The organism is Enhygromyxa salina (assembly GCF_000737335.2).
In the GTDB taxonomy this organism is placed as follows: Bacteria; Myxococcota_A; Polyangia; order Nannocystales; family Nannocystaceae; genus Plesiocystis; species Plesiocystis salina_C.
Genome location: NZ_JMCC02000004.1, coordinates 88,307 through 113,527, shown reverse-complemented (window position 1 = coordinate 113,527; position 25,221 = coordinate 88,307). Strand labels below are relative to the sequence as shown.

The following is a 25,221-nucleotide window of genomic DNA, read 5'->3' as shown; positions in this document are numbered from 1 at the left end:
CGCGGTCGGTGGGCGCATGTCGAGTTACCCCCTTGGGTTCAAGCCGCGCATTGCCCTGAGCATCGCCCTGACCGCCGCCGCCCTCTCGTCGCTCCCCCGCGACGCCGAGGCCGGCGGCGACTCTGTCTACGGCACCCGCGGCTACGATCAACTCGTCGAGCGCGGGCACGAGATCGAGCTGACCATGGATCGCGGCTACGCCAGCTTGCGGGTCCGACGAACGGTGCACAACGGGATCGAGCGCCACGACGAGGCCATGTTCTGGATCTACGTGCCCGAGACATCGGTCGCCACGGGCCTGCGCACCCTGGGTGAGCTGCACGGCAAGCCGCATTGGTTCGCGGGTGACCTGCTCGAGGCCGAAGCCGCGGCCGCCCGCTACGAAGAGCTGACGGGAATGGGCGCCTACTATCCCAAAGACCCTGCGCTGCTGTCGTGGCGCGACCAGACGCTGCTGGCGCTTCAGGTGTTTCCGGTCGCGCCCAACACTGAAAAGACAATCGAGTACACGCTGAGTATGCCGGCCCGCTGGGAGGGCGGGCGCTGGCGTCTGTTCTTGCCCGAGCTCGGCACCGCCAGCCTGCCGGCCGAGCTGGTCGTCTCGCCGAGCGAGCAGCTCGACCAGCTGTTCGTCAACGGGGAAGTGGTGGCGCGCGGGCACCTCTTGACCCTCGATCACGGCGTCGAGATCGCGCTGGCGCCACGCGACCCCGCACCCATTTCGCTCGAGCTCGCGTCGGTTGGAACCGGCAGGCAACACCTGGCGGCGTGGCGCCTGACTCTGGCGCCAGAGATCTCGAAGGTGCCAACGGGCGCGCGCGTGGTGATCGCCCTGGATCTGTCGGTGTCGCTCGACGCGGGCGCGGTCGCGGCCCAGCGACTCGCGGCCCAGACCTATCTCGAGCACCTCGCCGATCCGGCGCTCGGCACCCAGGTGGCCCTGCTGGGCTTCGATCGTGAGGTCCACTCGATCTCGCCCGGCTTCGTCACGGCGGCCCAGGCGATCGAGCTGCTGGGCAGCGCAACGCTCAACCAACGCAACGGCAGCGAGGTCGGGCTCGCGCTCGCCAAGGCCGACGAGCTGCTCAGCGCAACCCCGCGTGGGCCCCGGCGGATCTTGCTGATGACCGACTTCGAGACCGCCTCGCGCGTCGCCCCCGAACACTACGCAGCGGTCGTGAAGCACAGCAACGCGATCGTGCATCTCGCCGACATCGTAGAGGGCGACGCGTGGCTTGGACGCGATGATCTGCACCCCTGGTCAACCCTGGCCGCGAGCACCCAAGGCGTGGTGTGGGACGCGGCGGTGCCAAGCGCGTGGGCCGATGACGAGGACCATGCCCGCGGCCGCGCGGTGCTCGAGGAGTGGGCCCGGCCGGTTCGGATCGACGACCTGCGCGTCAGCGTCGACGGGCTCTCGCTCGACGATGACTACTATTGGACGAACTTCGAAGGCAGCCTAGACGAGGGACAAGGCTACGAGGATCTGCTGCTCTCGCCCACACCCGGCCGCGAGCTCAGCGTTGAAGGGGTGACCTGGAACATCCCCGTCGACCACAGCGCCAAGCCCAGCCGCCAAGCTGGGGATCGCTGGTCGGCCCTGGTGTTCGGCTCGCAGGTGCTGTGGGAGCTCGACGAGATCGAGATGATGCAGCTGGCGCTGCGCGGCCGGGCGGTCTCGCCGGTCACCAGCTACCTCGCGATCGAGCCTGGCGTGCGGCCCTCGACCGAGGGGCTCGAGCGCGGCGGGGAGGGCTCGATGGGCATCGGCGGCATCGGCTTGATGGGCAGCGGCGGCGGCTTTGGGGGTAGCGGGAGCGGCATGGGCCCGACCTTCGACAAGCGAGCCTGGCTCGAGGCCGAGCTGCGCGAGGGCTGGAGGCGCTGCGGCGGCGATGGGCTTGGCGGCCAGGTCGTCCTCGAGACCCAGACGGTCGAGATCCTCGACGTCACGCTCACGACCGCGGCGACCAGCGCATCGCTTCGCACGTGCATGGAGCAGGTCACGTGGAGCCTCGCCCTGAACCCGCACTTCTTCGACGCCGAGACCTGGCGAGTCCAGCTGCCCTGAGTGCGCCCGGAGTGGGCCACGCATCGACTCACGCGCGCTCGTGGCCGCGCGGGTATACTCCCGGCGATGTCCTGCCCACGCGCTCTCGCTCTGGCTGCCCTGTTCGCAGTCGCCATGACCTCCACCACCGCGCTCGCCGATCTCGCGAGCCCCGAGCCCGCGCCCACGCCCGCGCCCGAGGTCAAAGCCGAAGTCCCGGCGCCCGAGGTCACAGCCGAAGTTCCGGCGCCCGAGGTCAAAGCCGAGACCGCACCCGACGCCAAGCAAGACGACGCCAAGAAGGACGACGCCAAGCAAGACGACGCCAAGAAGGCCGGCAGCTGCTCGATGGTCGACAACGACGACCGCGTGATCGGCCTCGCTGGCCTCATGCTGCTGATCTCGGGCTTCGCGCTGCGTCGCCGTCGCGGCTGAAGGCTCGACCTTGACCGAGCAAGCGAGCTGGCCGCTGCGCAGCGGCGATGACTACATCAACAGCCTCCGCGGCCGCGATCTCAACGTCTACCTGCTCGGTCAGCGGGTCGACGAGCCGGTCGACCACCCGATCATTCGGCCCTCGATCAACGCGGTCGCGCAGACCTATGACCTGGCCCTGCGCGAGCCCGAGCTGGCCACGGCGATCTCTTCGTTGACGGGCGAGCGGGTCAACCGGTTCCTGCACGTCGCTCACAGCGCCCAGGACCTGGTCGACCAAAACCACATGCAGCGCAAGCTGGGCCAGCTGACCGGCACCTGCTTTCAGCGCTGCGTGGGGATGGACGCCCTCAACGCGCTGTACTCGGTGACCTTCGAGATCGACCAAGCCCACGCGACCCCCTATCACGCCCGCCTGCGCGCGTTCATCAAGATGGTCCAGTCGCGCAATTGCGTGATCGGTGGGGCGATGACCGATCCCAAGGGCGACCGCAGCAAGGCCCCGCATCAGCAGACCGATCCCGACCTGTTCTTGCGGGTGGTCGCGCGCAATGACGAAGGCGTGGTGATCCGCGGCGCCAAGGCCCACCAGACTGGGTGCATTAATTCGCACTGGCTGATCGTGATGCCAACCATGCGCCTGGGCCCCGAAGACCGCGACTACGCGGTGATCGGCGCGCTGCCAGTCGAGGCCCCGGGGATCACGTACATCTATGGGCGTCAGTCCTGCGACACCCGCAGCATGGAGCCCAGCACCCTCGACCGCGGCAACCCGCAGTACGCGGGCCAAGAGGCGCTGGTGATCTTCGACGACGTGTTCATTCCGTGGGAGCGGGTGTTCATGAACGGCGAGGTCGAGTTCGCCTCGATGCTGGTCGAGCGCTTCACCTGCTATCACCGGCGCAGCTACGTGTGCAAGACCGGGGTCGGTGACGTGCTGATCGGCGCGGCGGCAACGGTCGCGGACTACAACGGCGTCGCCAAGGCCTCGCACATCCGCGACAAGCTGGTCGAGATGACCCACCTCAACGAGACCATCTACGGGACCGGGATCGCCTCGTCCCACCAAGCCAAGCCTACGGCCTCGGGCGCGTACCTCAACGACGACATGCTGGCCAACGTGTGCAAGCACCACGTGACCAAGCTGCCCTACGAGCTGGGGCGGCTGGCCCAGGATCTGGCCGGGGGTCTGGTCGCAACCCTGCCCTCGGCCGCGGATCTCGAGTCCGATGCGGTCGGGGCTCTGCTCGAAAAATTTCTCAAGACCCGCGACGACGTCGACGTGCGCGACCGCTGGAAGATCCTGCGCTTGATCGAGAACATGACCCTTGGCCGCAACGCGGTCGGCTACCTGACCGAGTCCATGCACGGCGCAGGATCGCCGCAGGCCCAGCGCATCCAGATCGCCCGCGGCATGCAGCTAGAGTTCAAGCAACAGCTCGCCAAGCGGCTCGCGCAGATCGAGGAGCCCTAGCCGTGAAGGCGCGCGCGCTGGCGGTCCTCGACGCCCTGGCGAAAGCGGGCTCGTGGTCGTGGGATCAGCGGGCCCGGGTTGGGGGTGTGCTGGCCTGTGGCGCGGCCCCTGGCTACGCGTGGTGGATGCTGCGGAACCGCGACACGCTCACCGCGCTGGCCGACAATCGCGTCAAGGCAGAGGTCACCAACTCGATCGTGGCGACGGTGGTGGTCTCGATCGCGCTGGCGCTGGTGGGGATCGCCGCCGTCCATCTTCGGGCCAAGCGCCAGGCGCCCGCCGACACCACGGATGCCACACCGGGGCTGGGCGAGACCATCGATCGCTGCTTGCGGCACGGTGTGCTCGCGCTGATGCTCCCGGCGATCGCGGCGCTGACCACTCCAAAGCTCGAGACCAGCAACCCGTGGTTCACCCTCGCGCTGGCAGGGTTTGCAACCGGCGTGCTGGTGGTCTGGTGTTACCGGCTCCCCACCCGCGAGCGCCCCCCCGCCAAGCTGTGGCAGGTCCACGCGCCCGCGCTGCTGAGCACGCTGGCCGTTGGATTCTACATCTTCCAGATCTCGCGCCTGGCCCTGCTGCACCACTACAACCTCACCACCTCCACCCATGACCTTGGCATCTACGACAACCTGTTTTGGAACGCGAGCCACGGCAACGGGCTGCGCTCGACCTTGGTCAAGGGCGACACCCACCTCGCCGCGCACTTTGATCCAATCCTGATCCTGCTGTCCCCGTTCTACCGGATCAGCCCCGGCGCCCACACGATCATCGTGCTGCAGACGGTGTGGATCGCGGCGGGTGCGGTGCCGCTGTACCTGCTGGTCGTGCGCAAGCTGAGCAGTCACTGGGCCGGGTTTGCGTTGGTCGTGAGCTACCTGGCGCATCCGGGCATCCAGGGCGCCAACCTCTACGACTTTCACTCGCTGAGCCTGGCGATCCCGCTGCTGATGACCGCCGTGCTGCTGCTCGAGACCGGCGCGAGCAAGTCCTACGCCGTCACGCTGCTGCTGTTGTTGCTGGTCCGCGAGGACATGTCGCTGCTCAGCGCGGCGCTGGGCGTCTACGCGCTGGTGACGGGGCGCGGGCGCGTGGGCGTGCTGACGATCCTGGCCTCGATCGCGTACCTCGGCGTGGTCAAGCTGGCGATGATGCCCGACGCCGGCCTGTTGATGGAGTCGACCGACCACAGCTACGGCTACAGCACCTACTTTGGCTACCTGATCCCCAAGGGCCGCAGCGGCGTGAGCGAGCTGCTGGCTTCGCTGATCAGCAACCCGGTGTTCGTGCTGCGCAGCGTCATGACCGAAGACAAGCTGCTGTACCTCGCGCGCTGCTTTGGCCCGCTGTTGGTGCTGCCCTTCTTCGCCCGGCCCGGGCGCGTGCTGCTGGTCTACGGCCTTGGGTTTTGCCTGCTCGGCACCAAGCCGGCCCTGTTCTCGCTGCACTTTCAATACGTCACCTTGCACACGCCGTTTGCGTTCGTGCTGGTGCCCCTGGTGCTGGCCGATCCAGCCCAGAGCCCCGCGCTGGCTCGGTTCGCCGCCACGCAGGTTCAGTTCGCCCGGGCCGGCGCGCTGGGCTGCGCGATGATGTCGGTGTTGGTGTCGTGGAAGTACGGCGGCCTGGTCGAGAACGACAGCTTCCAAGCTGGCTACTACACGCTCGTGCGCACCTACGACGAGGAGGCCGCGGCCCGCTACGAGTGGCTTCGCCAGGCCGCCGACGCGATCCCCCCCGACGCCTCGGTCGCGGCCACGGATCACCTGGTCCCGCACTTGTCGGGGCGCGCGATGATCGAGAAGTACCCCGACGCCGACGCCCGCGGACTCGACTATCTGCTGGTGGATCGGGCCCGGCGGCGGCGCAGCGGACCCTCGCTGATCGACGTCAAGCCGCTCGAGACCTCGGGCGCGTACATCGTGATCGATGAGCACCCAACTGGGCTGGTGCTGCTAAAGCGGGACCCCAGCGTGCCGCTGCCAGTCGAGAAGCCCAAAAAGTCCAAGAAGACCAAGAAGACCAAGAAGTCCAAGCAGGGCTGAGCCGTCCCGGGTCGGCCGGCCGGCACCATCACCGATCAGAGCCGACGCCGGTCACCAGCTGCCCGCACGCCGCCGCCACGTCGCGGCCACGGTTGACGCGAACGGTGACCCGGCAACCGGCGGCATGCAGCGCCGCCGAGAACTCGCTGATGCGCGCGGGCGAGCTCGCCCGCAGGCCGGGCGCCGCGTGGTGGGGGTTGAAGGGGATCAGGTTGAGCATGTGCGGCAGGCCGTCGAGCCACGCCACGAGTCGCTCGATGTCAGCGTCGCTATCGTTGACCCCGGCGAGCATCACGTACTCGATCGTGACGCGCTCACGGGCCTCGAACGGCCAGCGGTCCAAGGCCGCGCGGAGCTCGGCGAGATCCCACTTGCGGTTGACCGGCATGATCGAGCTTCGGGTTGGATCCGACGTGGCGTTGAGGCTGAGCGCGAGCCGGGGCCGACGCGGCGCGCGGGCGAGCGCCTCGATCCCCTTGACCACGCCCGAAGTCGACACCGTGATCCGCTTCGGCGAGAGCCCCAGCCCACGGGGGTGGCACAGCGTCTGGATGGCCTGGACCACGCCCGTGACGTTGTGCAGCGGCTCGCCCATGCCCATGAACACCAGCGACAGCTGGTTTGATGTCTTGGGCCCGATCCGATGCATCGTCGCCAACACCTGGCCGACGATCTCACCCGCGCTCAGGTTGCGGATCAGGCCCATGCTCGCGGTCGCGCAGAACGTGCACCCCATGCCACAGCCAACCTGCGACGAGATGCATATCGTCACCCGCGGCGCCCGAACGTCGCGAGGCATGTGCACGGCTTCGAACGCCTGGCCGCCGCTGCGGTAGACCACCCGCGTCGTGCCGTCGCTCGCAGACACCTCGCGCTCGACCTGCGGCAGCCGCAGATCGGTGTGCTCGACCAACCACCGAGCTGCCGCCTGACCAAGTGGGGGCTCGACGTGACTCCACGTCCACGGGCGCTGCAGCTTCTGGAACGCGTTCGTGGCCGAACCGGGACAGCCGCTGGCCTCGAGCTGCTCGGGCAGCAACGCGAACGCGCTTGGCAACGCCGCTTGCGTCGTGGCGGCGCTCGCTTCCGCGACTTGCCCGAGGAGCTCGAGCATCGAGCCCGAGGGACCGACGCGCTGGGCTTCGGTGCGAGCTGAGTTGCGAATTGGGATCATCGCGCGGCGCCCAGAGTTAACAAACGCTCACGAGCCCGCAAGCTGGGTGAGACTCGAGGCTCGCGGGCCGGACGCCACGGCGACGGCGCGCGAGAACGCTGGACCCCCGACCCGCGCCTACGATATGAAGTACGCGGTATTTGGAACCACGATGCACCCAGCCGTCAGCTGGTGAGCCTCCCATGCAGATCCCCTCGCTCACTCCGCTCACCGCTGCGCACGCGCAGATCATCGAAGCAGTGAGCGAGCGGCTGGGCAAGCGGGCCGCGAGCGCGTTCCGTCGGGTCGGCCCGAAGGTCTGCCGCGCCCACGTGGAGTCAGCCATGACCGCGCTCGTGCAGGATCTTGCCGCGAACCAGCGCGAGGGCGTTCGCGCGTTCGTGCACGCGCTGGTCCTCGAGCTCGCGCCCAACGGGCTCACGTTCGCGGATCTGCGCTTCTTCGCCCAGACCTTTCGCGCCCAGGTGCGCGAGACCTCGAGTGCCACCCCCGAAGCAACCGAGCTTCGCCTGGGGGTCGAAGATTGGTTCTTCGAGCTGATCGTGGTCTGCACCACGTGCTTCATGGCGTGGCGCGACGAAAAGATTCAGCGTGAGGCCGCCCAGCTCGGCGTTCAGCGGCTCGAGTCACAGCTCGCCGAGCTCGAGGTCGCGCTCGAAGAGAAGACCCAGCTGCTCGAGCTCATTCGTCAGGCGTCCACGCCGATCGCTCCGGTCGTGCAGGGCATCCTCGTCGTACCGCTGATCGGCACCTTCGACACGCTTCGGGCCGAGATGCTGACAGAGAAGCTGTTGCTTGAGATCGCTCGGCTGCATACCCGAGCCGCGATCTTGGACATCTCGGGTGTGCCGGTGTTCGACACCGCGGCGGCGCAGCTGATCATCCGCCTCGCTCGAACAATCCGGCTGCTGGGCACCGCCGCGATCTTGGTTGGCATGTCACCACAGAACGCGAGGACGATCGTCCAGCTCGGCGTCGATCTGACCGGTATCCCGACCCTCGCCACCTTGCAAGACGGCTTGGCGCGGGCGCTGAAGCTCCAACGCTTGAAGATCACGCCGCTTCCAACCAGCTAGATGCTCGCCAGAACCAAGAGAACCAGGAGAACCGAGATGACCGAGATGACCATGGACAAACAGGAATACAACGGGGCCGCGCTCAACTCGTTCATCCTCGCCCTCGGGCACTCGGAGGCCATCATCAATAAGTTGTTGTCCGATGCTGGCGTGGATCAAATCGATCCAGAGCGCTGGTACGACTTTGGCTGGGCGAGCGCGCTGTACTTCAAGATCGAGGCCGAAGTGGGCCGCGGGGCGATCATGGAGGTCGGCAAGAAGATGGTCGAGACCGCCGAGTTCCCGCCCAACATCGACGGTATCCAGACCCTGCTGATGAGCCTGGACCACGCCTACCGGCTCAACGCCCGCGGGCCCAACGTTGGCAAGATCAGCTGCACGATCGACGACGATCACAGCGCGATGCTGGAGTTCAGCCCCAAGTTCCCGTGTGCGCTCCACATCGGGATCATCGAGGGCTCCTGCTCACGCTACGGCGCCCGGGCCCTGATCGAGCACGCCGACGGCTGCATCGACAATGGCGACCCAGCCTGCACCTACTATGTGAGCTGGTGACCTGGTGATTGGGTGTTTCAGCTCGGGCGAGACGCCTCGCCCGAGCTGCGAACACGATCGCCGGACCGCCAGAGCCTACGGGGTGTCCCAGGCGTCGGCCGGATCGCTGCCGGCGATCAGCTCGTCGCCGTCACGGTGGCCATCACCGTCACGATCGACCCCAAGCCGCTCACCCGAGCCAGGCGGTACGCAGGTAAAGGTGACCGGCGTCCACTTGGCCATGGCCAAGACCTGGGCCTCAAACAGATCCGGCAGCGCCGCGAAGCTCGTCGTGTAGCCGCCGCCGCTGTAGTAGAGGCCGAGCTCGATCGGGCCCAGGCGGGTCTTGGCGATCAGCTCGCACTCGCCCGCGTCCGCCCGCGCCGTGAGCAGATCGATCCGCGCCGCCACTTGTGCGCCGTTGTGCTTGGTGCGCGTGACCTGCTGGCCGACGATCGGCTTGAGGTTCGAGTCCATCGCAAAGATGAACTCGGCGACCTTGCGCATCTTCTCGAAGTCCAGGAACCCGGTGGGGGTCAGCGCGAAGGCGTTGAAGAAGCGCATGGGCGTGTCCTTCGAGCCGTCGTGGGTGAAGCCAAACGAACGGATTTGATCGCCCTGATGGCTCGGGTCGTAGTACACCGTGCCAGGCGAGTTGAAGACCGGGTCGCCGTCCGGGAACCCGAAGGTGCCGACCTTGGTGTAGAGGTTGCGCAGCTGGGGGGTCTTGAAGGTCTGCGAGAACTCGGCGTGGATGAGCTGGCCGTCGCCACCGAAGAACCCGGGTCGCTCGACCCCATACTCCGCGTTGCCCTGCGGATCGATGACGTGGCAGTCCGAGCAGGTGAAGTCCACGCCGTCGACGAAGGCGTTGTTAAACGCCAGGGCGTTGTTGAAGAACTCCTCGCCCTCGAGCTGATCGGCGTTGAGCGTGTTGTCGAGCGCGCGGATCGGGTTGGGCGGGTACATCACCTGCAGCTGAAAATCCGTGAACGCCTGCATCTGGGCCGGGGTCAGCTCCTCGTCACGCCCGACCAGGCCGACAAACGCCACATTGAACGTGTTGAACGCCGCCACCTCGCTGAACGCGCCCCCATCGGGCTGCACAGACGGGCCAAGGTCCTTCCCGTTTCGGTCGCCGCGCCAGTGCATGGGCCCGTGATTGTCGAGCCCGCGCAGGCTCTGGGTCGTCATCGGCCCCTTCATTGGGTGATAGTCGACGTCGCCAACCCCAAGCGTGGTCAAGGCGTTGCTGGGCGTCGGGGTGACGTCGCCGTCCGGGTCGCCAAGGTCCCACGCGAGCTCGTCCTTGTCGCCAAAGATGTGGCAGGAGGCGCAAGACTGATCGCCCCGGCTCGAGGTCAACGCGGCGTCGTAGAGCATGCGGCGCCCGATAGTGATTGAGTCCGGCTCGGGGTTGTGCATGGAGAGGTGGTCGACCTCCTCCATCAACTCCGTGTCGACGATCGAGATGCCGTTGTCGAACCGGGTCATGACGTAGAGCCGATCGTTGGCCTCGTCGAGGACCACGCCCGTTGGCCCGCCGCCGCTGACCGGGATCTGGTCGACGGCGTCCGGGTAGAACATGTCGTCCTCGATCTCGGCGGTGTAGTAGACGGCGACCTTGTCGTTGCCGAGCACCGCCGTGTAGAGCACTTCGCCGTCACCCGTGATCGCCATGCCCAACGGCTGCGACACGCTTAGCTGCGAATCCGCGTTGCCGATTGGCTCAAAGCCGCTGTCGTAGTCGAGGTGCTTGTTGAGCAGGCGCGGGTGGGCGCCGTCGCCATCGAGCACCGTGATCCGGTTGTCGACGAGGTGACCGCGCACTGTGGTGTCGGCGAAGGTGCCCACCCCCTCGAACCGGACATGATTGCGCGCTTCGGTGTTGGTGACGTAGACCTTCCCGTTGACCGGGTTGACGATCATGTTGAACAAGGTGGTGCCAACATGGGCGAAGAATCCAGCGTCGCCCGGCAGCAGCGCGGGCACGGGCGCGCTGGCGTTGATCACGAACACGTCCTTGTCGGGCAGGTTGAACCTGATCTGGTCGTCCCAGACCCGCCCGAGCTCGTCGACCCAGTGGTCACCATCAAACTTGACGATCAGGCTCATGTCCGGCTCGGGGGCCCCGGCGTGGTTGACGTTGGGCAGCGGGACCCCCCCGTTGGCTTCACCCGTGTCGGGAACCAGCGCCAGCGGGACAATCGCGGTTTGGTTGCCCGAGTTCAGGGCGGCCGCGTAGACCTTGGTACCGGAAGCATCAACGGCGAGCGCACGCGGCACGTCACTAAAGAGGTTCACGATCGACAGCGGCGTACCGCCTGGCCCGGCACCCAGGTTGTTGGCGTCAAACACCCACACGTCGGCTCGACCGACGCTGGGCGTGGTCAGCTGTGGATCGAAAGGCGCGTTTTGGCCGCGGTGTGCTGCGCTGATGAATGCACGTGACCCGCCAGGGCCAGCAAACACGATATCGTTTGGCTCATCGCCTACATATAAGGTGCGCTGCACGTGCGGAACCGCCCCATTCACGGCGACCACACTCACGCTGTCGGATAAATGGTTGACGACCCAGACTTCATTGTTTGATCGAACCGCGACCGCGACCGGCTCGAGCCCGACGGGCACGGACGCCTGGTGCTGAAGACCGCTTTTCTTTACCTTATATATCTCGAGTCGATTGTCCGGGGTATTGACCACGAACAGGCGCTTGCCATTGGGTGAGAGCGCCAGCGGACGTACCTGGCCGCTCTCGAATGCGGTAAATGCCGGGGGCGCTGCTCGAGCCACAGTGGAGGTCGCTGCGAAGAGCAACGTAGCCGACAGGATCGGGAGCAACAGCGGGCGATGTACCATCCCGCGAAGTGTACCGATTAACAGTTGGACTGACTAGCTCCATTTTCGGCTAATTCGTACCACTCACCGCCCGCGCGCACTGGCATTGGGATGGGCGGAGCACGCTGCGCGAATTCGCGGTTTTGTGCGGATTCGACCAGCGGGAACGACACATGCCGTGCTGGACAAAAACGACTAGAACGTGAAGCCCGCAGCCAAACTCGGGTTTCTGCCGCTCGCAACCTTCAGCACATGTGGTCAAAACACCCACTGGCAAAACGACCAGTTTGATTCTCAATACCTTCACTTCTGTCGCATTCCAGCAACTCTGCTCAATCCACGCAGCGCGGACCCGCCCGCGTCACGACCCAATCCCAAACACGCTACTGGTGACCACACCACTCAATCAAGCGGTGGCCGGTTTCCAATCGCTGATCGCGGGGGGGAGCTCGCTGACCCACACGTTCACGCCGCGATCCTCGAGCGCGTCGCGCAGGGCAAACGCCTTTTGCCGCTGCCAGTCCTCATCGCGCGCATGCGAAAACCGCGGATCCGCGAAGTCTTGCTTTGCCCCCATCTCGCCGCGCAACACCCCGATGCTCACCGAGTCGACGACCTCGGCGAGGGCGTTGGCGAGCGCGATGGGATCGCCGGGGAGCATCGGCTGTACGACCACGCAGCGCTGGACCCCGGCCTGCTTGAACTGGCGCAGCATGTCCAGTCGCTCTGGAACGCTCGCGGCCCGGGGCTCGAAGTGCTTGCGGACCTCGTCGTCGAGGGTTGGAATTGACGCACCCACCCACGCATGCGGGACCTCGCGCAGCAGCTCTAGATCGCGCAGGATCAGGGTTGAGCGGGTCATGATGAGGGTTGGCGGCGGATCTTCGGCGCTCGCAATCACCTGCAGGCAGCGGCGCGTGAGCTCAAACCGCTTCTCTACGGCCTGATAGGGATCCGAGACGATCGGACAGAACTTGATGACGTGACGCGGCAGCTCTCGCAGCTCGCGCTCAAGCAGCTCTGGAGCGTTGATCCGCACGTCGACGTAGGACCCCCAGGGGATCTGCGGAAGTCGGAGCAGCGCACGCATTGGATCGAGGCGCGACTGTGCGTAGCAAAATCGACACCCGATCAGGCAGCCAAGGTAGGGGCTGAGCGTGTAGAAGCGCTCGGTTGGCAGCCCCGCGAGCTCGAGCAGCCGCGTGCTGTTGATCTCCCGGATCCGCGCGGCGCTCTGGGTGTCCGTGGTCTCGGTGTGGACCGACAGGCGCTCGAGCACCTCGGCCTCGCGCGCGCCAACGTGGCGAGCCACCGTCTGACACACGCGAAAGCCCAGCTTTTGGTCGACGTGATCCGCACCACCGTCGCGGTACGCAAACGACAAGCGCTCGCTGCGAGCCGCGTACTTCAGCCCGAGCTCGCGCGGTCCCACCTCGACGTGGACCTCGTCGCGCTCGTCAACGAGGAAGGTCAGGCGCAGACCGAGCTCCGTAGACGCGCTGGTGAAGCGCAGACCAGACTCGAGCTCGTCGCCTGGCGCGAGCGGCTGCATCAGCGCCAACAGGTAGTCACGCAGATCCACGTTGGCCGAGCATGCCGCAATTCCGGCGACGCTGCAGTTCCGGGTGCACTTGCCCACGAATGCCACCCAAGAGCCGGGAAAACGGCTCGCGCGCGCTGCAACAGCTCACGAGGTTTTTTGCCCGCACGCAGGCGCCTCATCACGGGTTGGGATAGGCTTGCTGGCCGCAGCGCTCGAACCCAAGATCACCGCCACGTGCCGTCACCGCCAACCAGCAAGGGCCTCGCCCTCTCCCCGGGCCCCGCGCTCGTCGCAGGCATCGGGCTGACGATCGGGGTGTGCGCCGCCGACTACCTGACAGGCGCCGAGCTGTCGTTCTCGATCTTCTACTTTCTGCCGATCGTCTTGGTCACCTGGTGTGCGGGTCGGAGCTTGGGCCTCTTCGTCGCCAGCTTGTCGGGCGGGGCGTGGCTGGTGGCCGAGGCGTTGGGCGGGATGGCGTACTCGGCCGACTGGATCTTGGCCTTCAACACCCTCACGCGGCTGGGCGTGTTCGTCACCCTCGTCCTGATCCTATCCAGCCTTCAAGATGCGCTGCGGGCCGCGAGCGAGCTTGCCCGCGTCGACTCGCTCACCGGCCTCTCGAACTCCCGCGCGTTTCACGAAGCCGCCGAGCGCGAGATCTTCCGTGCCCGACGCCAAGCCGAGGCGCTGAGCGTCATCTATGTCGACGTCGACAACTTCAAGGCGGTCAACGACCAGTTCGGACACAGCGCTGGCGATGCCCTGCTGGTCCGCATCGGTCAGTGCTTGGGCCAGGACCTGCGCGCCACCGATGTCGCGGCGCGCCTCGGCGGCGACGAGTTTGCGGTCCTGCTACCCGGCGCAGGCGTCGAGGCGGCCCAGCTGGTCGTAGCGAAGCTCGACCGTGCGCTCGCCACGATCCCCGCACAGACCTCGTACCCGATCGGATTCAGCATCGGCGTGGCCTGCTTCGACACCCCGCCCGAGTCCGCCGACGCCATGCTCCACCAGGCCGACGCACTGATGTACGAGGTCAAGCGCGCGGGCAAGGGCGAAGTGCGCCTCGCCTCGCGCTGAGTCGAATGACCACACTACCACTGCGCGGAACACCCTCGCAGGCGATATATGCGCAGCTGCGGGCGCTCGTCCTTGGGCCCACGTCGCGCACTCGGGCAAACCTTGTACAAAGCTGTCTGTGAGCCAGCACCCGCGGGCAGGCTTACAAACTCTGTTTGAACATTGTATACATTGTGCCATAGACCGCCCCCGAACGTGTACGGGTGCGTGAAGGTCACAGGCCATCGACATGAAGCAAACATTGAACAATCTATCTATACTTGCTCTCGCCAGCTCCGTCGGCCTGTTCGCGTGCTTCGAGCCCAGCGCGGATCTGTGCCTGACCCAGCGATTCGAGGCCCAAGCGACCGCGCGCTTCGTGGCCGGCGAGACCTTCTACCTCCCCGTGATTGACGCCAGCCCGAGCTGCGCCAAGCTGCGCTGGACGGTCGTCGAGCGCCCCGAGTCCAGCACCGATCCGATCGTCGAGGGCAAGGACGGGATCTGGCGGATCACGCCCACGGTTGCGGGCCACTACCGCTTCAGCCTGGCCGAGGCGCCGGGCGGCGATGAGACCCTGGACCTCGAGGTCGTTCCTGCCAGCGACCGCGCCTTCTACAACCTCAATTATTATCCGGCCAACTCGCTGACCGCGGTCGGTGACGAGCTGTGGGTCGCCAATGCGCAGTCACCCACAGTCTCGCGAGTCGAGCCCAGCACGCTGGCGGTCCTCGATGAGATCGACGTGGGCCCGTGGCCGGTCTCGATCGCGTGGGTGGAGGGGATGACGTTCGCGGTCGTGGCCCAGCGCGGGGCCGACACGCTGGGGCTGATCGATGTGGAGACCAAGCGCTTGGTCGACGCGATCTGGGTCGGTGACGAGCCCGCCAACGTGATCGTGACCGCAGACGGCAAGCAGGCCTATGTCGCGCTGCAGAGCGAGAACGCGGTCGCGGTGGTCGACCTCGAGGCCCGCGTTCGCACCGCTCGGATCGAGGTCGGCAGCAGCCCGCTCGCGATGGCGCTGTCGGCCGATGAAGGCATGCTGTGGGTCGCTAGCCATCGCTCGGGTCAGCCAGGTCGGTTCCCCTACGAGGCGGACTCGGTCGAGGACGAGCGCGACGTCGCCGTGATCGACACCGCCGCTGGCGAGGTCGTTGACTGGTGGCTCGATGTTGGCACCACGATCACCGCGCTCGCGCTCGCACCCGACGGCGAGCGCCTGTACATGAGCCGGCTGCGCAACGACACAGAGGCGAACCTCTCGGCGATCGACGAGCCCAGCTTCATGTACGAGATCGCCATGTTCGACGCCGCCTCCGGCGACGAGCTGCAGCGCGCCGATCTGAGCCGACAGCCAAGCTCGGGCGGCTACGCGGTCGCCCTGCACGCGATCACGCTGGCCGCCAACCAACTGTGGGTCGTCGCCGAGTCCTCTGATCTGGCGATCGCGCTCGACCCAGAGACCTTGGCCGAGCTCGACCGCGTCGAGGTCCTGGGTCGTCCACGCAGCCTGACGGCGATCGGCGACACGGTGTATGCCCATGGCGCCCAGGCCAGCTCGCTCACCGCGATCTCGCCGGCCAACGCCGCGCCGCAGGTGTTGGCGCTGACCACCGATCCACGGCCCGCCGAGGTCGCCGCTGGCCAGTATTTCTTCACCGGTGCCGGCCGCGACTATGCCCAGAACTGGACCTGCAATTCGTGTCACGTCGACGGGCTCTCGGACACCTTGGTGTGGAACGCCGGTCCGTTCGCTGGTCGCAGGGTCAGCCGGCCATTTTACTGGCTCGAGGGCACCTACCCGCTCGGCTGGGACGGCTACTTGAGCAGCGTCGAAAACTACGCATTCACCGTCAACATCAACGTGGGCGTGCGGCCAACCACCGAAGAGCACCGCGCGCTCTCGGCCTATCTGGCGTCGATCATGCCGCCGCCAGCCGCCAACGAGTTCACGCGCCGCGACGGGACCTTGTCCGAGCTTGGCGAGGCCGGCAAGCGCATCTACGAGAACGAGGCTGGCTGCGCGACCTGCCATCCCCTGCCGCTGACCACCTCACGCGCAACCTTGGCGCAGGGCATCACCGAGGGCGTGACCGACGTGCCCGGCTTGGTTGGCAGCTATCGCTTGGGGGTCTGGCTCAAGCGCGGCGAAGCGACCACCCTGCACGACGCGGTCGAACGCGTGTTTGGCAGCCTTGGCGATCCCGGTCTAGACGAAGATCAGCGGGCGGCCCTCGACCGCTTCTTGCTCGAGCTCACCGCGCGCGACTTCATGGTCTTGACCAGCTCGCCCCGGGCCGGCAACACGACAATGGCGGTTGATCAGCCGATCGGCGTGGTGTTCTCGCATCCGGTGTTCAACGACGCGGGCAACCTCGCCAAGGTCACCCTCATCGACGCGAGCGGGGCCGAGGTCGAGGTCACCCGCCAGCTCAGCGCCGACGCCCGCCACCTCGAGCTCACGCCCAAGGCCGCGCTGGCGTTCGAGCAGGACTATACGGTGATCATTGATCCCAGCTTCGAGAGCTTTGGCGAGCAGACCTTGTGGACCCCGGACCCCGCGGCGCCGAGCGCCTGGGAGATCCCGCTGCAGACCGGGGCGGCGCCGCAGCTGCGGCTTGCGGGCGACTATGTGTGGACGGTCGACATGCCAACCGCCGACCTCGAGGCGACGGAATTCGACTTGGACAATACGATCGCCACGGCCGTGCCGCTGAGCGTGGTCGAGACCCAGAGCGGTGGCGAGATGCTGCTGGATTATGGTGAGGACCTCACGCTCGAGCGCGTCGCGGTGGTTGTCGGTGGTTTGCTGGTGACCCCGGCCCTGCCGATCCCGATCGGCCCGAGCTTCGCCGACACCACCGGGATTCAGGCCACGCTGATCGATGAAGACGACGACGGTATCGCCGACTACGCCGAGGGCAGCTTGACGATCGCCGGGCCGGGGTTCTTGGAGTCTGGCGTCACCTGGCGACTGACGCGACCCACCGTGATCGGCGAGTGCAACGAGGGCAGCACCGGGGCGCTCCCGGTGACCGTGGAGTTTGGCGCCGAGGGTCCAATCGTGGATTGGGGCTCGGACATGCCCGACGGACTTGGCGTGTACTTCATTGGCCCGGACGCGCAGCCGCCCGCGGGGCCGGGGCAGCCGGTCACCGGTGGCGACGCCCATTGGGTCGTGCAAGTGGCCGACTTCCCCAATGGCTTCGCGGGGCCGGTGACCTACGGTGTCGTGCCCGACGGGGCGATCGACGACACGGCGAACGTCGGCGGCGGCGACGGGCCAGCGACGCTGAGCCCGGGCCAGTGCGTGAAGGCGGCGGTGACCACGACGGCGTTCGGTCAGGGCAGCGTGACCTTCGTGGTGCCCTGAGGCGCCGGGCCCTTCAGGTCACTCGTCGCGGTAGTGGGAAAATTTGGCGTCGCTGCGTTGCTCGACCACCGGCGCGGGATCGGGCGCCGCGTAGACCACCTCCCCCGTCCCCGCGTCGTGGACGGTCGCCCCGATCGCCATCCGCCGCCCATCCCCGGACCAACCCAAGTGTTGAATCGGGCGATCGGATCCCAGCGTCCACAGGCGCTCGCCGGTCTCGGTGTTCAGCACGGACAGCAAATGGTCCTCGCCCCACGGGTGCCGGTCGCGAAACTGCACGACGGCGATCCTGCTGCCTTCGGGGCTGACCAACAGCCGGCGCCCTTGCCCAGCGGGCAGGCGAAAGCTGGTGTCCTCGCTGCCGCTGCGAACCACCAACGGCGTGCGCGCGGACTTCTCTGTGTAGAACATCCGCCCATCGCGGGCGCTGGTGTACTCGTCGACGACATCGTCCGCTTGGAACTCGCTCATGCCGAACAGCGCCCCGGCTTCGGCGTCGCTCAGATCCAGGGTCTCGAGCCACAGCGGGCGCTGGTCCCGGGGCAATTCGATCACGCTGCCCAGCTGACCGTCACGGATCTCGAGCAGGCGCTCGGGGTCGCGGGGCCGACCGCTGCGCCAGCCCAGCACGCCGCCGCCAGCCTCGTTGGCGTGATAGGCCAGGCCCTGAATCGACCACGTGAAGTCGAGCTTGGTCGAGGCCACGAGCGCGCCCGAGCCCACGTCGAACAGCTTCAAGCGGCCCTTGTCATCGACGAGCAGCACGTGGTCGCGGTCTGCGAAGTCCAGCGACAGGATGCTGCCCGCCCCGTGCTCGGTCTCGTCGAGCACCGACGCGCCGTCTTCGAGGTTGGTGACGCTGAGCGTGGTGTCGCTGGCCACAGCCAGCCGCGCGCCCGCGTGATCGAGGGCACCTTTGACCGCGTAGCTGTATCGCACACCGGGTCGGATCACCAAGTGTTGATCGCTATCGAGCGGGTCGACGATCAACGCGATGCCCAGGTTCGAGTCGCGCCCGAAGCCCGGCGCCCGATCGACGTTGACCCGGACCCCGGCGACGACCGAAGCGTGAAACCGAACGCCGCGGTCCCACGGCGGGTCAAACTCGGGCTCGAAGTACTCGGGCCGGCGCTCGGCCGAGGCCGCCAGCGGGATCGAGTCGTGAGCGGTCTTGTACAGGCGCTCGGCCAGCTTGGACGTGGGGTCGGCGTCGGCCGGATCCGCGAGCAGCTCGGCCTTGGCGAGCTCGACCCACAGGCCCTTGCCGCTGGTGCTGCCGGTCTCGAGCAGGATCCGGCCGGCCTCTGCGAAGTGCATGCGCGTGCGGATCACGGAGTCCGTCTTGCCAGCGACGAGCCGGCGCTCACCGCTTCGCAGATCGATCAGCTCGATCGCAAATTCACGCCCGCGCGACCTGGGCCGGCGCAGCGCGGCCATGACCTGGCCATCGGGGCTCAGCAACAAGTCGTTGCGGTTGGGTCCCCGATCCAGCGCGACGCCGCGGGCCTCGCTGGCGATGCTCAGCTGATCATCACGCAGCTCGAGCGCCTGCACCCGCACGGGCTGGGCCAAGATCGCGGCCAGCTGCGGCGGCTGGCCGGGCGCGCCGTGAGCCACCCGCAGCTGCCAGGGGCCAAAGCTGCGCTCATCGATGACCGAGAGCAGCGCGCCGGACTTGGCGTCATACAGCCGCACGCGATGATCCACCCCCAGCGCCAACACCCGCTCACCGCCGTCGAGGGCGTGCAGCTCGAGCAGCGGGTCATCGGGCGGGATCGCAAACAGCGGGGTCAACTTGGCCTCGCGCCCGTCCTTGCCAGGCGCCACAGCCACGACCTGCCCGGCGTTGGTGGTGTCGATCAGCGCGACCACGAACGAGCCATCTTGGGCCTGCGCGAGCGACATCCACAGCGGCTCTTGCATCGGCAGTACGTAGGGCCTGGCGAGCTCGGGATCCGTCGAGCGAACCGCCGGCCACAGGCACACGCTGCCGTGCGCGTCGATCGTCAACGCTGCCTGCCCGCGCGGATCGAGCTCGACCTCGTGGGGTGCGTGTCCCGGCCCACGCGAGATCGTGAGGCTGCGATCCCGCGGCGCGGCGACTGGAGCTTCACGGACCTCGACGACGTCGCCATTGTCGCCATGGTCGTCTGGGACGATGTTGATGTTCTCGGCCTTGTGACAGGCGCCAGCCACCAGCAAGATCGACAGTGGAATGTAGATGAGCCTGTTCATAGCGACTCCAAGTAGGCGTTGAGATCGCGCAATTGTGCGTCCGACAGCTTGGAGGTGTCGGCCATCTCGTGAATCGTTCCGCGGTCGGTCAGCAGGGTCCAGAGATCCTTGGCGCTGCCGTCGTGGTAGTAGGGCCGAGAATTCGACAGCCCCAACAGCGAAGGCGTGTCGACCTGGCCAAGCGTGGTGTCGAGCGCGTGCTGGCTGCCGTCGACCAGCTTGGCGCCCGCGTGGCAACCATCGCATGCCTCGGCCTCGAACACGGCCCGGCCGCGGGCGACCGCCTGCTCGTCCTTGGGCTTGCGCGGCCGCGGAGGTTCGAGGCTCTTGATATAGGCGATCATCGCGTCGACCTCGGCGTCGCTCAACAGCTTCAGCGGCATGGTCCAGCCAACGAGTTCACCACCACCAAGCCGCTCCATGGTGTGGCGAAGGCTGCGGCTCAGGGTTGGATCTTGCCCGTCCCATTTGTAGGGGGCCGTGTCGCCCACGCGCCCGGCCAAGATCGGGGTTTGCAAGATCGAGTCGCCGAGCCGCCAGGTCAGACCATCCGTGCGGCCCTCGGGGTGGCAGTTGGCGCAGGCCATCATGCCGTTGGACGAGATCTTCGGGTCGCCGCCCCGACGGAACAGCTCGGCGCCATGCTCGATCTGCTCGGAGCGGACCCGGGCAGTCAGCTCGGCTCCGCGCAGCCACTCGTCGTCCTTGGTGGTCGAGGGATCGTTGATGTTCAAGCGCAGGGCTTGGCGGCGAAACTCGCAGTGGATCCACAAGCTGCCGGACTGCTCGAGGGTGATGCCATCGACCCCACACGAGCGCCCGTCGCCGACCTGCGCCCGCCAATCCACGTAGGGCATCTGCTGGGTGACGTCGGCGATCGCTAGCACGACGTCGTCACCATAGCCGGCGACATACAAGGTGTCGGTCGCTAGATCGTAGGCGACGGCCTTGGGCTGGTGCACGTCGAGATCCATGAAGCTCGCCCGAGAATCCAACCCGCCAGGCTGCTCGATGATCGCGAGCTGATGCATGAGGGGTGGGATCGACTCGGCCCCACCGCCGTAGGTGTCTGCGCGATCACGGCTGGGGATTCGCTCGAGCTGCGGGGTTGCGAGCTCGTGGGGGGCGATCAACATGTCGTGCCCGACAAACGCCAGCGCGAAGAAATTTCGAGCGTAGCGGCGACCGGTCTCGACCGGCGTCTGATACTTGCTGCGCATCTCCTTGCGGCGCGCGACGGTGACCATGCTTTCGTAGCCATGCTCCTCTTCGGTGATCGCCACGTGATCCCGAGGATCGAGGCCGCGCCAGTGCACGCGCTCGCCGGCCGAGTCGAGCTCGACGAAGGCCAGCGACCCGCTGGACAAGAACCCAACCGCCGCCGTCAGGCCGTCGCGCGAGACCGCGACAGCGCGCGGCTCGGGGCCCAGCTCGACGCGCCAACGCTGGCTGAGATCCGCGGTGCGCAGGGCCACCAGCGCGTGCTCGGAGACATCGGTGACCAACAGCGTGGCGCCATCGGGCGTCAGCGCGAGGCCGTGCGGCTCGCCTAGCTCGACCGCCGTGGCCACGCCCAGGCCCTGGCCGCTCGCGTCCCCGGGGTTGATCCGAACCACCCGACCGGCCGCGCGATCCGCCACGAACACCGCGCCAGCGCCATCGTGGACGATCTCACCAAGCCCTGGCGTCAGCGCGAGCTCGGCGACCGGCTTGGCGTTGCGATCCGCCCGGACCAGCTTGCCGGCGCTTCGCTCCACCACCAACAGCCCGTGGCTGTCGACGATCATCACGCCGCCGTGGCTGCCGATGTGCGTGGTCCGAGCGGGCGGACGAAGCGGTGTTCGTGGCGGACCATCGAGGTGCGAGGTCTCGACCACGGGCGCGGTCTTCAGCGCGAGCTTGGGCAGCTCGGCCCGAGCCGCGACGCCGATGAGGACCATCGCCCCGAGTCCGGACACCATCAGCGGAAGGTGAGGCCTGTGGGTCCAGCGACGCGTACGAGACATGATGCGCTCCATTGAAACAGATCTGGGCGAGCCGCGGAGGGCGGAAAGCCCAGACCCCGACGCACCACCACTGCGATCGCTTCCTCGGCAGGCTAGAAATCGACCGCCGCGATCCGGGAAGGGCTGCCGACGGCGCCAGGGCTATTTTCAGCTCGGGCGAGGGCTCCTCGCCCGCTTGCGGACACCTTCGTCGACTGATTCGCGCTCACGTCTGGCCTAATCGGGCTCGATCGGGTTGGGCAGCACGACGATCGGATCGGGCTTGTCGGGCCCACCCTCGAAGATCCGGCCACCCTGAGTCCCGTCGCTGTAGGGTGGGAGCAGCTGCTGGAAGCTCTCTTCGCCGCGGATCAGGTTGTCGAGCCCGATCTTGGCGACCAGGGCGACCACGTTGCAGTGCCCCACCATCGCGCCCGACCGGGCACCCCGGCGGCCAAGGTAGGCGAGCTCGGGCTCCTGCGAATAGTCGTAGTCGAAGCACGTGGTCTGCTCACCGCACGCGGGCGCGGGGCTGCGCCACGGACCCTCTTCGAACGCGGCCGAGCAGTCGTCGGGGGGCGACTTGGTGTGGCGATAGATGAACGCCTTGCCCACGTTGTCGGGGATCTCCAGGGGCTCGCCCTTGGACTCTGGCCCAAACGCGTTCGAGTACGGCGTGATCGCAACCAGGTGTTGGATCTTGGCGTGCGCGGCGTCCACGTTGGGATCATCGGCGAGCGCGATCGGCAGGTCCTGGCTGACGACGACGCCGCCCGTCGACCACCCGGCCAGGTTGATCGCGCACGGCGGATCGCCCGAGTCGAGCTTGCCGTCGCCGTTGCGATCTAGGCTGGAGATCAGCCCGGCAAGCCCTTCGCGCCACATCTCGACGGCCCACACGTTGTCGCAGCGCTCGCCCTCGCAACGCTGGACCACGCCGCGCCCGCGCGCGCACAGCTCACCAAGATCGCGGTTGGACTCGCTGTAGAGCTCGCCCGGCCCCGCGATGCACAAGGTGCGCTGGCACTCGCGGTTCTTGGCGTTGCGGATCTCGACGTGAACGCCAGTCGGCGGCGGCTGCTTGGGCTTCGCCCGCTTCTTTCGCGCCGGCTTGGCCTCCTGCGCGACGATCTTCGAGGGGGGCTTGGGGGTGTCCTTGCAGCCAAGCAGCAAGGGCACCAGACACGATGCGAAGATCAGCGTGCGCACGCACGGGAGCCTACCCGATCTCGTTGGTGAGGTCTCGCGCTGAGGGTCGCGCGGCCGTGCACTCTCACTCGCGGCGCTGGCGGGGCTCGGCGCGGAGACCAGCAGCGTTCAGACTGTGCGCTGAGGACCTCGACACCCGGAGCGTCCGGGTGACGCTCGCGGGTGACCACGAGTTCGTGATCCAAGCGGTCCCCTCCCCCACCCCGACGCCACGATCGGACTCTCACGATTGAGCCTTCGCCGCGCGGCTACTGGCGCGAGCGGGTCAGCGTGCGCAGCTCGAAGGTTGGCCCGGTCGCGCCGGGCTTTTCGTCGGCGCGATAGAAGATCGAGAAATCGAGCGTCTCCGACACGAAGAAGTCGCGGCCGTCACGGGTGACCGTGTGGGTCGGCCGCAAGCTGCCATTGTTGATGTAGTGGGCCATGCGCCGGGTCGGCCCGTCACCGACCATGCCCAGCGGCGTGTGCACGGCCTGGTGGGTGTGGCCATACACAATATAGTGAATCGGCGAGCCGGCTTGATGCAGGACCGGTTCTTTGGAGGCGTGGTCGACGAAGCGCTCGAAGGGATCGTAGTTGGCGACCTTGTCGTAGATCGCCAGCGCCAGCTTGGCCTTGCCCATCCACAGGTGCTTGAGCCCCTCGAGCAGCCACTCGATGCGGTCGGCCTCGTCGACGGGGGTCCAGATCTTGTCGTGCCCCGCGGCCGACAGCCACCACTTGACGTACTCTTGATTCTTGAAGTTGTTGAGCGCGCGCTCGATGCAGGTTGCGAGCATCTTTTGCTCGCTCGGGCTCGCAAAGTGATAGGCCAGCCAGCTGACCAGTGACGACACCGGGCGCACGTTGTCGATCTGCTGCAGCTTGTGATTGAACTGGGCAACCAGCTCGGCCGGGGCATCGGCCCCGCCCTGCATCACGCTGGCCTCGTAGGTCAGGCGGGCAAACAGCTCGGTCGTGATCAGATCCGACATGGGGATGTTGTCGTAGTCCTCGGGCTTGGCCGCGTCGCCCTCGAACGAGTACACGTCCCACTCGTGACCGTGGCGGATGAACACGCCGTGGTTGGCGTCGTACCAGGCGTTGGGGAACCGCTGATCCGGGTTCCAGGGTTGATCGCGGCCAAGGTCCAGGCCCAAGAAGTCGATCACGCGCGCGCGTAGGTCCGGGCTCATGTTGATCATGCGATCGGCGTCGCCGGGCAGGTAGCCACGGATCGGCTCGACCCCGCCAAACCGATCCGCGAGCTTGTCGCCAAGGATGCCCTTGATCGGCGCGACGTTCTGGTGCGTCATGATCCGCGTGAACAGCTGCACGGCCCGCTGCAGGTACTCACCGCTGCGCGGCGGCTTGGCCTGGGCGGCGTCCTTGGCCGTGTCAAAGTGCCGCCACGGCTTATGGTCGCCCTGCTCGAACCAAAAATGCGTGCGACGCAGCTCGAACACGTTGCCGGCGTAGATGATCTCGACCCGGCTGTGCGGGTTGAAGCGGCGGACCTTGGCGTGCGCTTCGGCGAGCTGATCGAGCAGGTCGTGGTAGACCTGCGGCGCGAGGTTGTGATCGCCCGCCGAGCCGTCGGCGAGGTGCATGTCACTGATGACCACGAGCATGGCGGCGCCAGCATACCGGATTGGGTACCATCGCTGGGTGTCACGAAACCCCGCGCTCTCGTTCCTCGCTGGCGCCTTGTTGATCGGGGCCTGTGGGTCGCCCCGAGCGACCGCCCCCCCAGACGCCAAGCTGCTGTGCGGGACCTGGGAGGGCGAGGGCACGCGCGAGCGGTGGTGGATCGAGGGTCGGGATCTGCGAGGTGAAGGGCACACGCAGACCGACCAAGGCGAGCTCGAGCTCAGCGAGCGCTTGGTGTTGCGGCACGGCAAGCGGGGGCACGTCTACATCGCCCAGCCCGGCGAGGCCGCGCCAACCAGCTTCTCGCCGATCGACCCCAGCGCCGCGCGCTACCCAGTGCAGGTCCCGGCGGCGACGCTAGTCTGGGTGTGGGCCAACTACGAGCACGACTTCCCGCAAGAGATCCACTACGGACTGCAGGGCGACCAGCTAGAAGCGACGGTCGCCGGGCCTGGCGCGGGCATGGGCTGGAAGCTCGCCCGCATCAGGCCCTGCGACAGCTAGCTCGAGGAACACCGCGACGCCGAGGGCGTCATCGATCCCGAGCGCGGTGCGCTCG

Annotated in this window: 16 protein-coding genes; 9 read left to right on the top strand and 7 right to left on the bottom strand. The window is 67.2% G+C overall.

The features are described from left to right. Positions 1 to 16 precede the first annotated feature (16 nt). The 4 genes from DB30_RS02555 to DB30_RS02540 all read left to right on the top strand — a co-directional run bounded on the left by DB30_RS02555 (position 17) and on the right by DB30_RS02540 (position 6,004). A complete protein-coding gene (locus DB30_RS02555; protein ID WP_052546354.1) occupies positions 17 to 2,071 on the top strand; it encodes a vWA domain-containing protein in 2,055 nt (684 codons plus the stop codon). 66 nt (positions 2,072 to 2,137) lie between these two features. Further along, positions 2,138 to 2,485: a hypothetical protein gene (locus DB30_RS02550; RefSeq protein ID WP_146657891.1), complete on the top strand. Its 348-nt coding sequence runs from the start codon at positions 2,138 to 2,140 to the stop codon at positions 2,483 to 2,485. Positions 2,486 to 2,495: 10 nt separating this feature from the next. Next, a complete protein-coding gene (locus tag DB30_RS02545) occupies positions 2,496 to 3,959 on the top strand; it encodes a 4-hydroxyphenylacetate 3-hydroxylase family protein (protein WP_240480149.1) in 1,464 nt (487 codons plus the stop codon). Positions 3,960 to 3,961: 2 nt separating this feature from the next. Next, a complete protein-coding gene (locus DB30_RS02540) occupies positions 3,962 to 6,004 on the top strand; it encodes a DUF2079 domain-containing protein (RefSeq protein WP_052546352.1) in 2,043 nt (680 codons plus the stop codon). Between the two features lie 28 nt (positions 6,005 to 6,032). On the opposite strand, the gene rlmN is transcribed toward DB30_RS02540, so the two are convergent. After that, positions 6,033 to 7,118, bottom strand: coding sequence for a 23S rRNA (adenine(2503)-C(2))-methyltransferase RlmN (rlmN, locus tag DB30_RS02535; RefSeq protein WP_165703598.1), 1,086 nt, complete (start codon positions 7,116 to 7,118; stop codon positions 6,033 to 6,035). A gap of 242 nt (positions 7,119 to 7,360) precedes the next feature. Between rlmN and DB30_RS02530 the strand changes: the two genes are divergently transcribed. Together DB30_RS02530 and DB30_RS02525 are read left to right on the top strand one after the other, a co-directional pair. Further along, positions 7,361 to 8,254, top strand: coding sequence for an STAS domain-containing protein (locus DB30_RS02530; RefSeq protein ID WP_052546350.1), 894 nt, complete (start codon positions 7,361 to 7,363; stop codon positions 8,252 to 8,254). A 36-nt stretch (positions 8,255 to 8,290) separates the two neighbouring features. Further along, positions 8,291 to 8,809, top strand: a complete 519-nt coding sequence (locus tag DB30_RS02525; RefSeq protein ID WP_052546349.1) for a hypothetical protein — start codon at positions 8,291 to 8,293, stop codon at positions 8,807 to 8,809. A 75-nt stretch (positions 8,810 to 8,884) separates the two neighbouring features. Here the strand turns inward: DB30_RS02525 and DB30_RS02520 are convergent, their stop codons facing one another. Together DB30_RS02520 and DB30_RS02515 are read right to left on the bottom strand one after the other, a co-directional pair. Next, positions 8,885 to 11,092 carry a hypothetical protein gene (locus tag DB30_RS02520; RefSeq protein ID WP_276204324.1) on the bottom strand — a complete coding sequence of 736 codons (2,208 nt, stop codon included), beginning with the start codon at positions 11,090 to 11,092 and terminating at the stop codon, positions 8,885 to 8,887. Positions 11,093 to 12,032: 940 nt separating this feature from the next. Then, positions 12,033 to 13,265 (bottom strand): SPL family radical SAM protein, encoded by a 1,233-nt coding sequence (locus tag DB30_RS02515; RefSeq protein ID WP_146657890.1) that lies wholly within the window; start codon positions 13,263 to 13,265, stop codon positions 12,033 to 12,035. Positions 13,266 to 13,403: 138 nt separating this feature from the next. Here DB30_RS02515 and DB30_RS02510 point away from each other — a divergent pair, with 138 nt between their 5' ends. Next, a complete protein-coding gene (locus DB30_RS02510) occupies positions 13,404 to 14,249 on the top strand; it encodes a GGDEF domain-containing protein (protein ID WP_052546346.1) in 846 nt (281 codons plus the stop codon). 229 nt (positions 14,250 to 14,478) lie between these two features. Beyond that, positions 14,479 to 17,604, top strand: a complete 3,126-nt coding sequence (locus DB30_RS02505; RefSeq protein ID WP_146657889.1) for an Ig-like domain-containing protein — start codon at positions 14,479 to 14,481, stop codon at positions 17,602 to 17,604. An 18-nt stretch (positions 17,605 to 17,622) separates the two neighbouring features. Here DB30_RS02505 and DB30_RS02500 read toward each other — a convergent pair whose 3' ends face one another. The 4 genes from DB30_RS02500 to DB30_RS02485 all read right to left on the bottom strand — a co-directional run bounded on the left by DB30_RS02500 (position 17,623) and on the right by DB30_RS02485 (position 24,643). Then, positions 17,623 to 19,839, bottom strand: a complete 2,217-nt coding sequence (locus DB30_RS02500) for a WD40 repeat domain-containing protein (RefSeq protein ID WP_052546340.1) — start codon at positions 19,837 to 19,839, stop codon at positions 17,623 to 17,625. Beyond that, positions 19,836 to 21,779, bottom strand: a complete 1,944-nt coding sequence (locus DB30_RS02495; protein WP_146657888.1) for a c-type cytochrome — start codon at positions 21,777 to 21,779, stop codon at positions 19,836 to 19,838. The genes DB30_RS02500 and DB30_RS02495 overlap by 4 nt, the downstream gene beginning before the upstream one ends. 282 nt (positions 21,780 to 22,061) lie before the next feature. Beyond that, positions 22,062 to 23,033, bottom strand: a complete 972-nt coding sequence (locus DB30_RS02490) for a hypothetical protein (RefSeq protein ID WP_052546333.1) — start codon at positions 23,031 to 23,033, stop codon at positions 22,062 to 22,064. A 248-nt stretch (positions 23,034 to 23,281) separates the two neighbouring features. Next, entirely contained in the window at positions 23,282 to 24,643 is a 1,362-nt protein-coding gene (locus DB30_RS02485) for a hypothetical protein (RefSeq protein WP_052546331.1), read from the bottom strand. A gap of 37 nt (positions 24,644 to 24,680) precedes the next feature. Between DB30_RS02485 and DB30_RS02480 the strand changes: the two genes are divergently transcribed. Continuing rightward, positions 24,681 to 25,166, top strand: coding sequence for a hypothetical protein (locus tag DB30_RS02480; protein ID WP_146657887.1), 486 nt, complete (start codon positions 24,681 to 24,683; stop codon positions 25,164 to 25,166). The last annotated feature ends 55 nt before the right edge of the window (positions 25,167 to 25,221 follow it).

Coding starts and splice junctions, on each gene's coding strand:
- DB30_RS02500 (WP_052546340.1), bottom strand. CDS start 19,839: ATGAACAGGCTCATCTACATTCCACTGTCGATCTTGCTGGTGGCTGGC.
- rlmN (WP_165703598.1), bottom strand. CDS start 7,118: ATGCTCGAGCTCCTCGGGCAAGTCGCGGAAGCGAGCGCCGCCACGACG.
- DB30_RS02530 (WP_052546350.1), top strand. CDS start 7,361: ATGCAGATCCCCTCGCTCACTCCGCTCACCGCTGCGCACGCGCAGATC.
- DB30_RS02555 (WP_052546354.1), top strand. CDS start 17: ATGTCGAGTTACCCCCTTGGGTTCAAGCCGCGCATTGCCCTGAGCATC.
- DB30_RS02485 (WP_052546331.1), bottom strand. CDS start 24,643: ATGCTCGTGGTCATCAGTGACATGCACCTCGCCGACGGCTCGGCGGGC.
- DB30_RS02495 (WP_146657888.1), bottom strand. CDS start 21,779: ATGGTCCTCATCGGCGTCGCGGCTCGGGCCGAGCTGCCCAAGCTCGCG.
- DB30_RS02550 (WP_146657891.1), top strand. CDS start 2,138: ATGTCCTGCCCACGCGCTCTCGCTCTGGCTGCCCTGTTCGCAGTCGCC.
- DB30_RS02525 (WP_052546349.1), top strand. CDS start 8,291: ATGACCGAGATGACCATGGACAAACAGGAATACAACGGGGCCGCGCTC.
- DB30_RS02505 (WP_146657889.1), top strand. CDS start 14,479: ATGAAGCAAACATTGAACAATCTATCTATACTTGCTCTCGCCAGCTCC.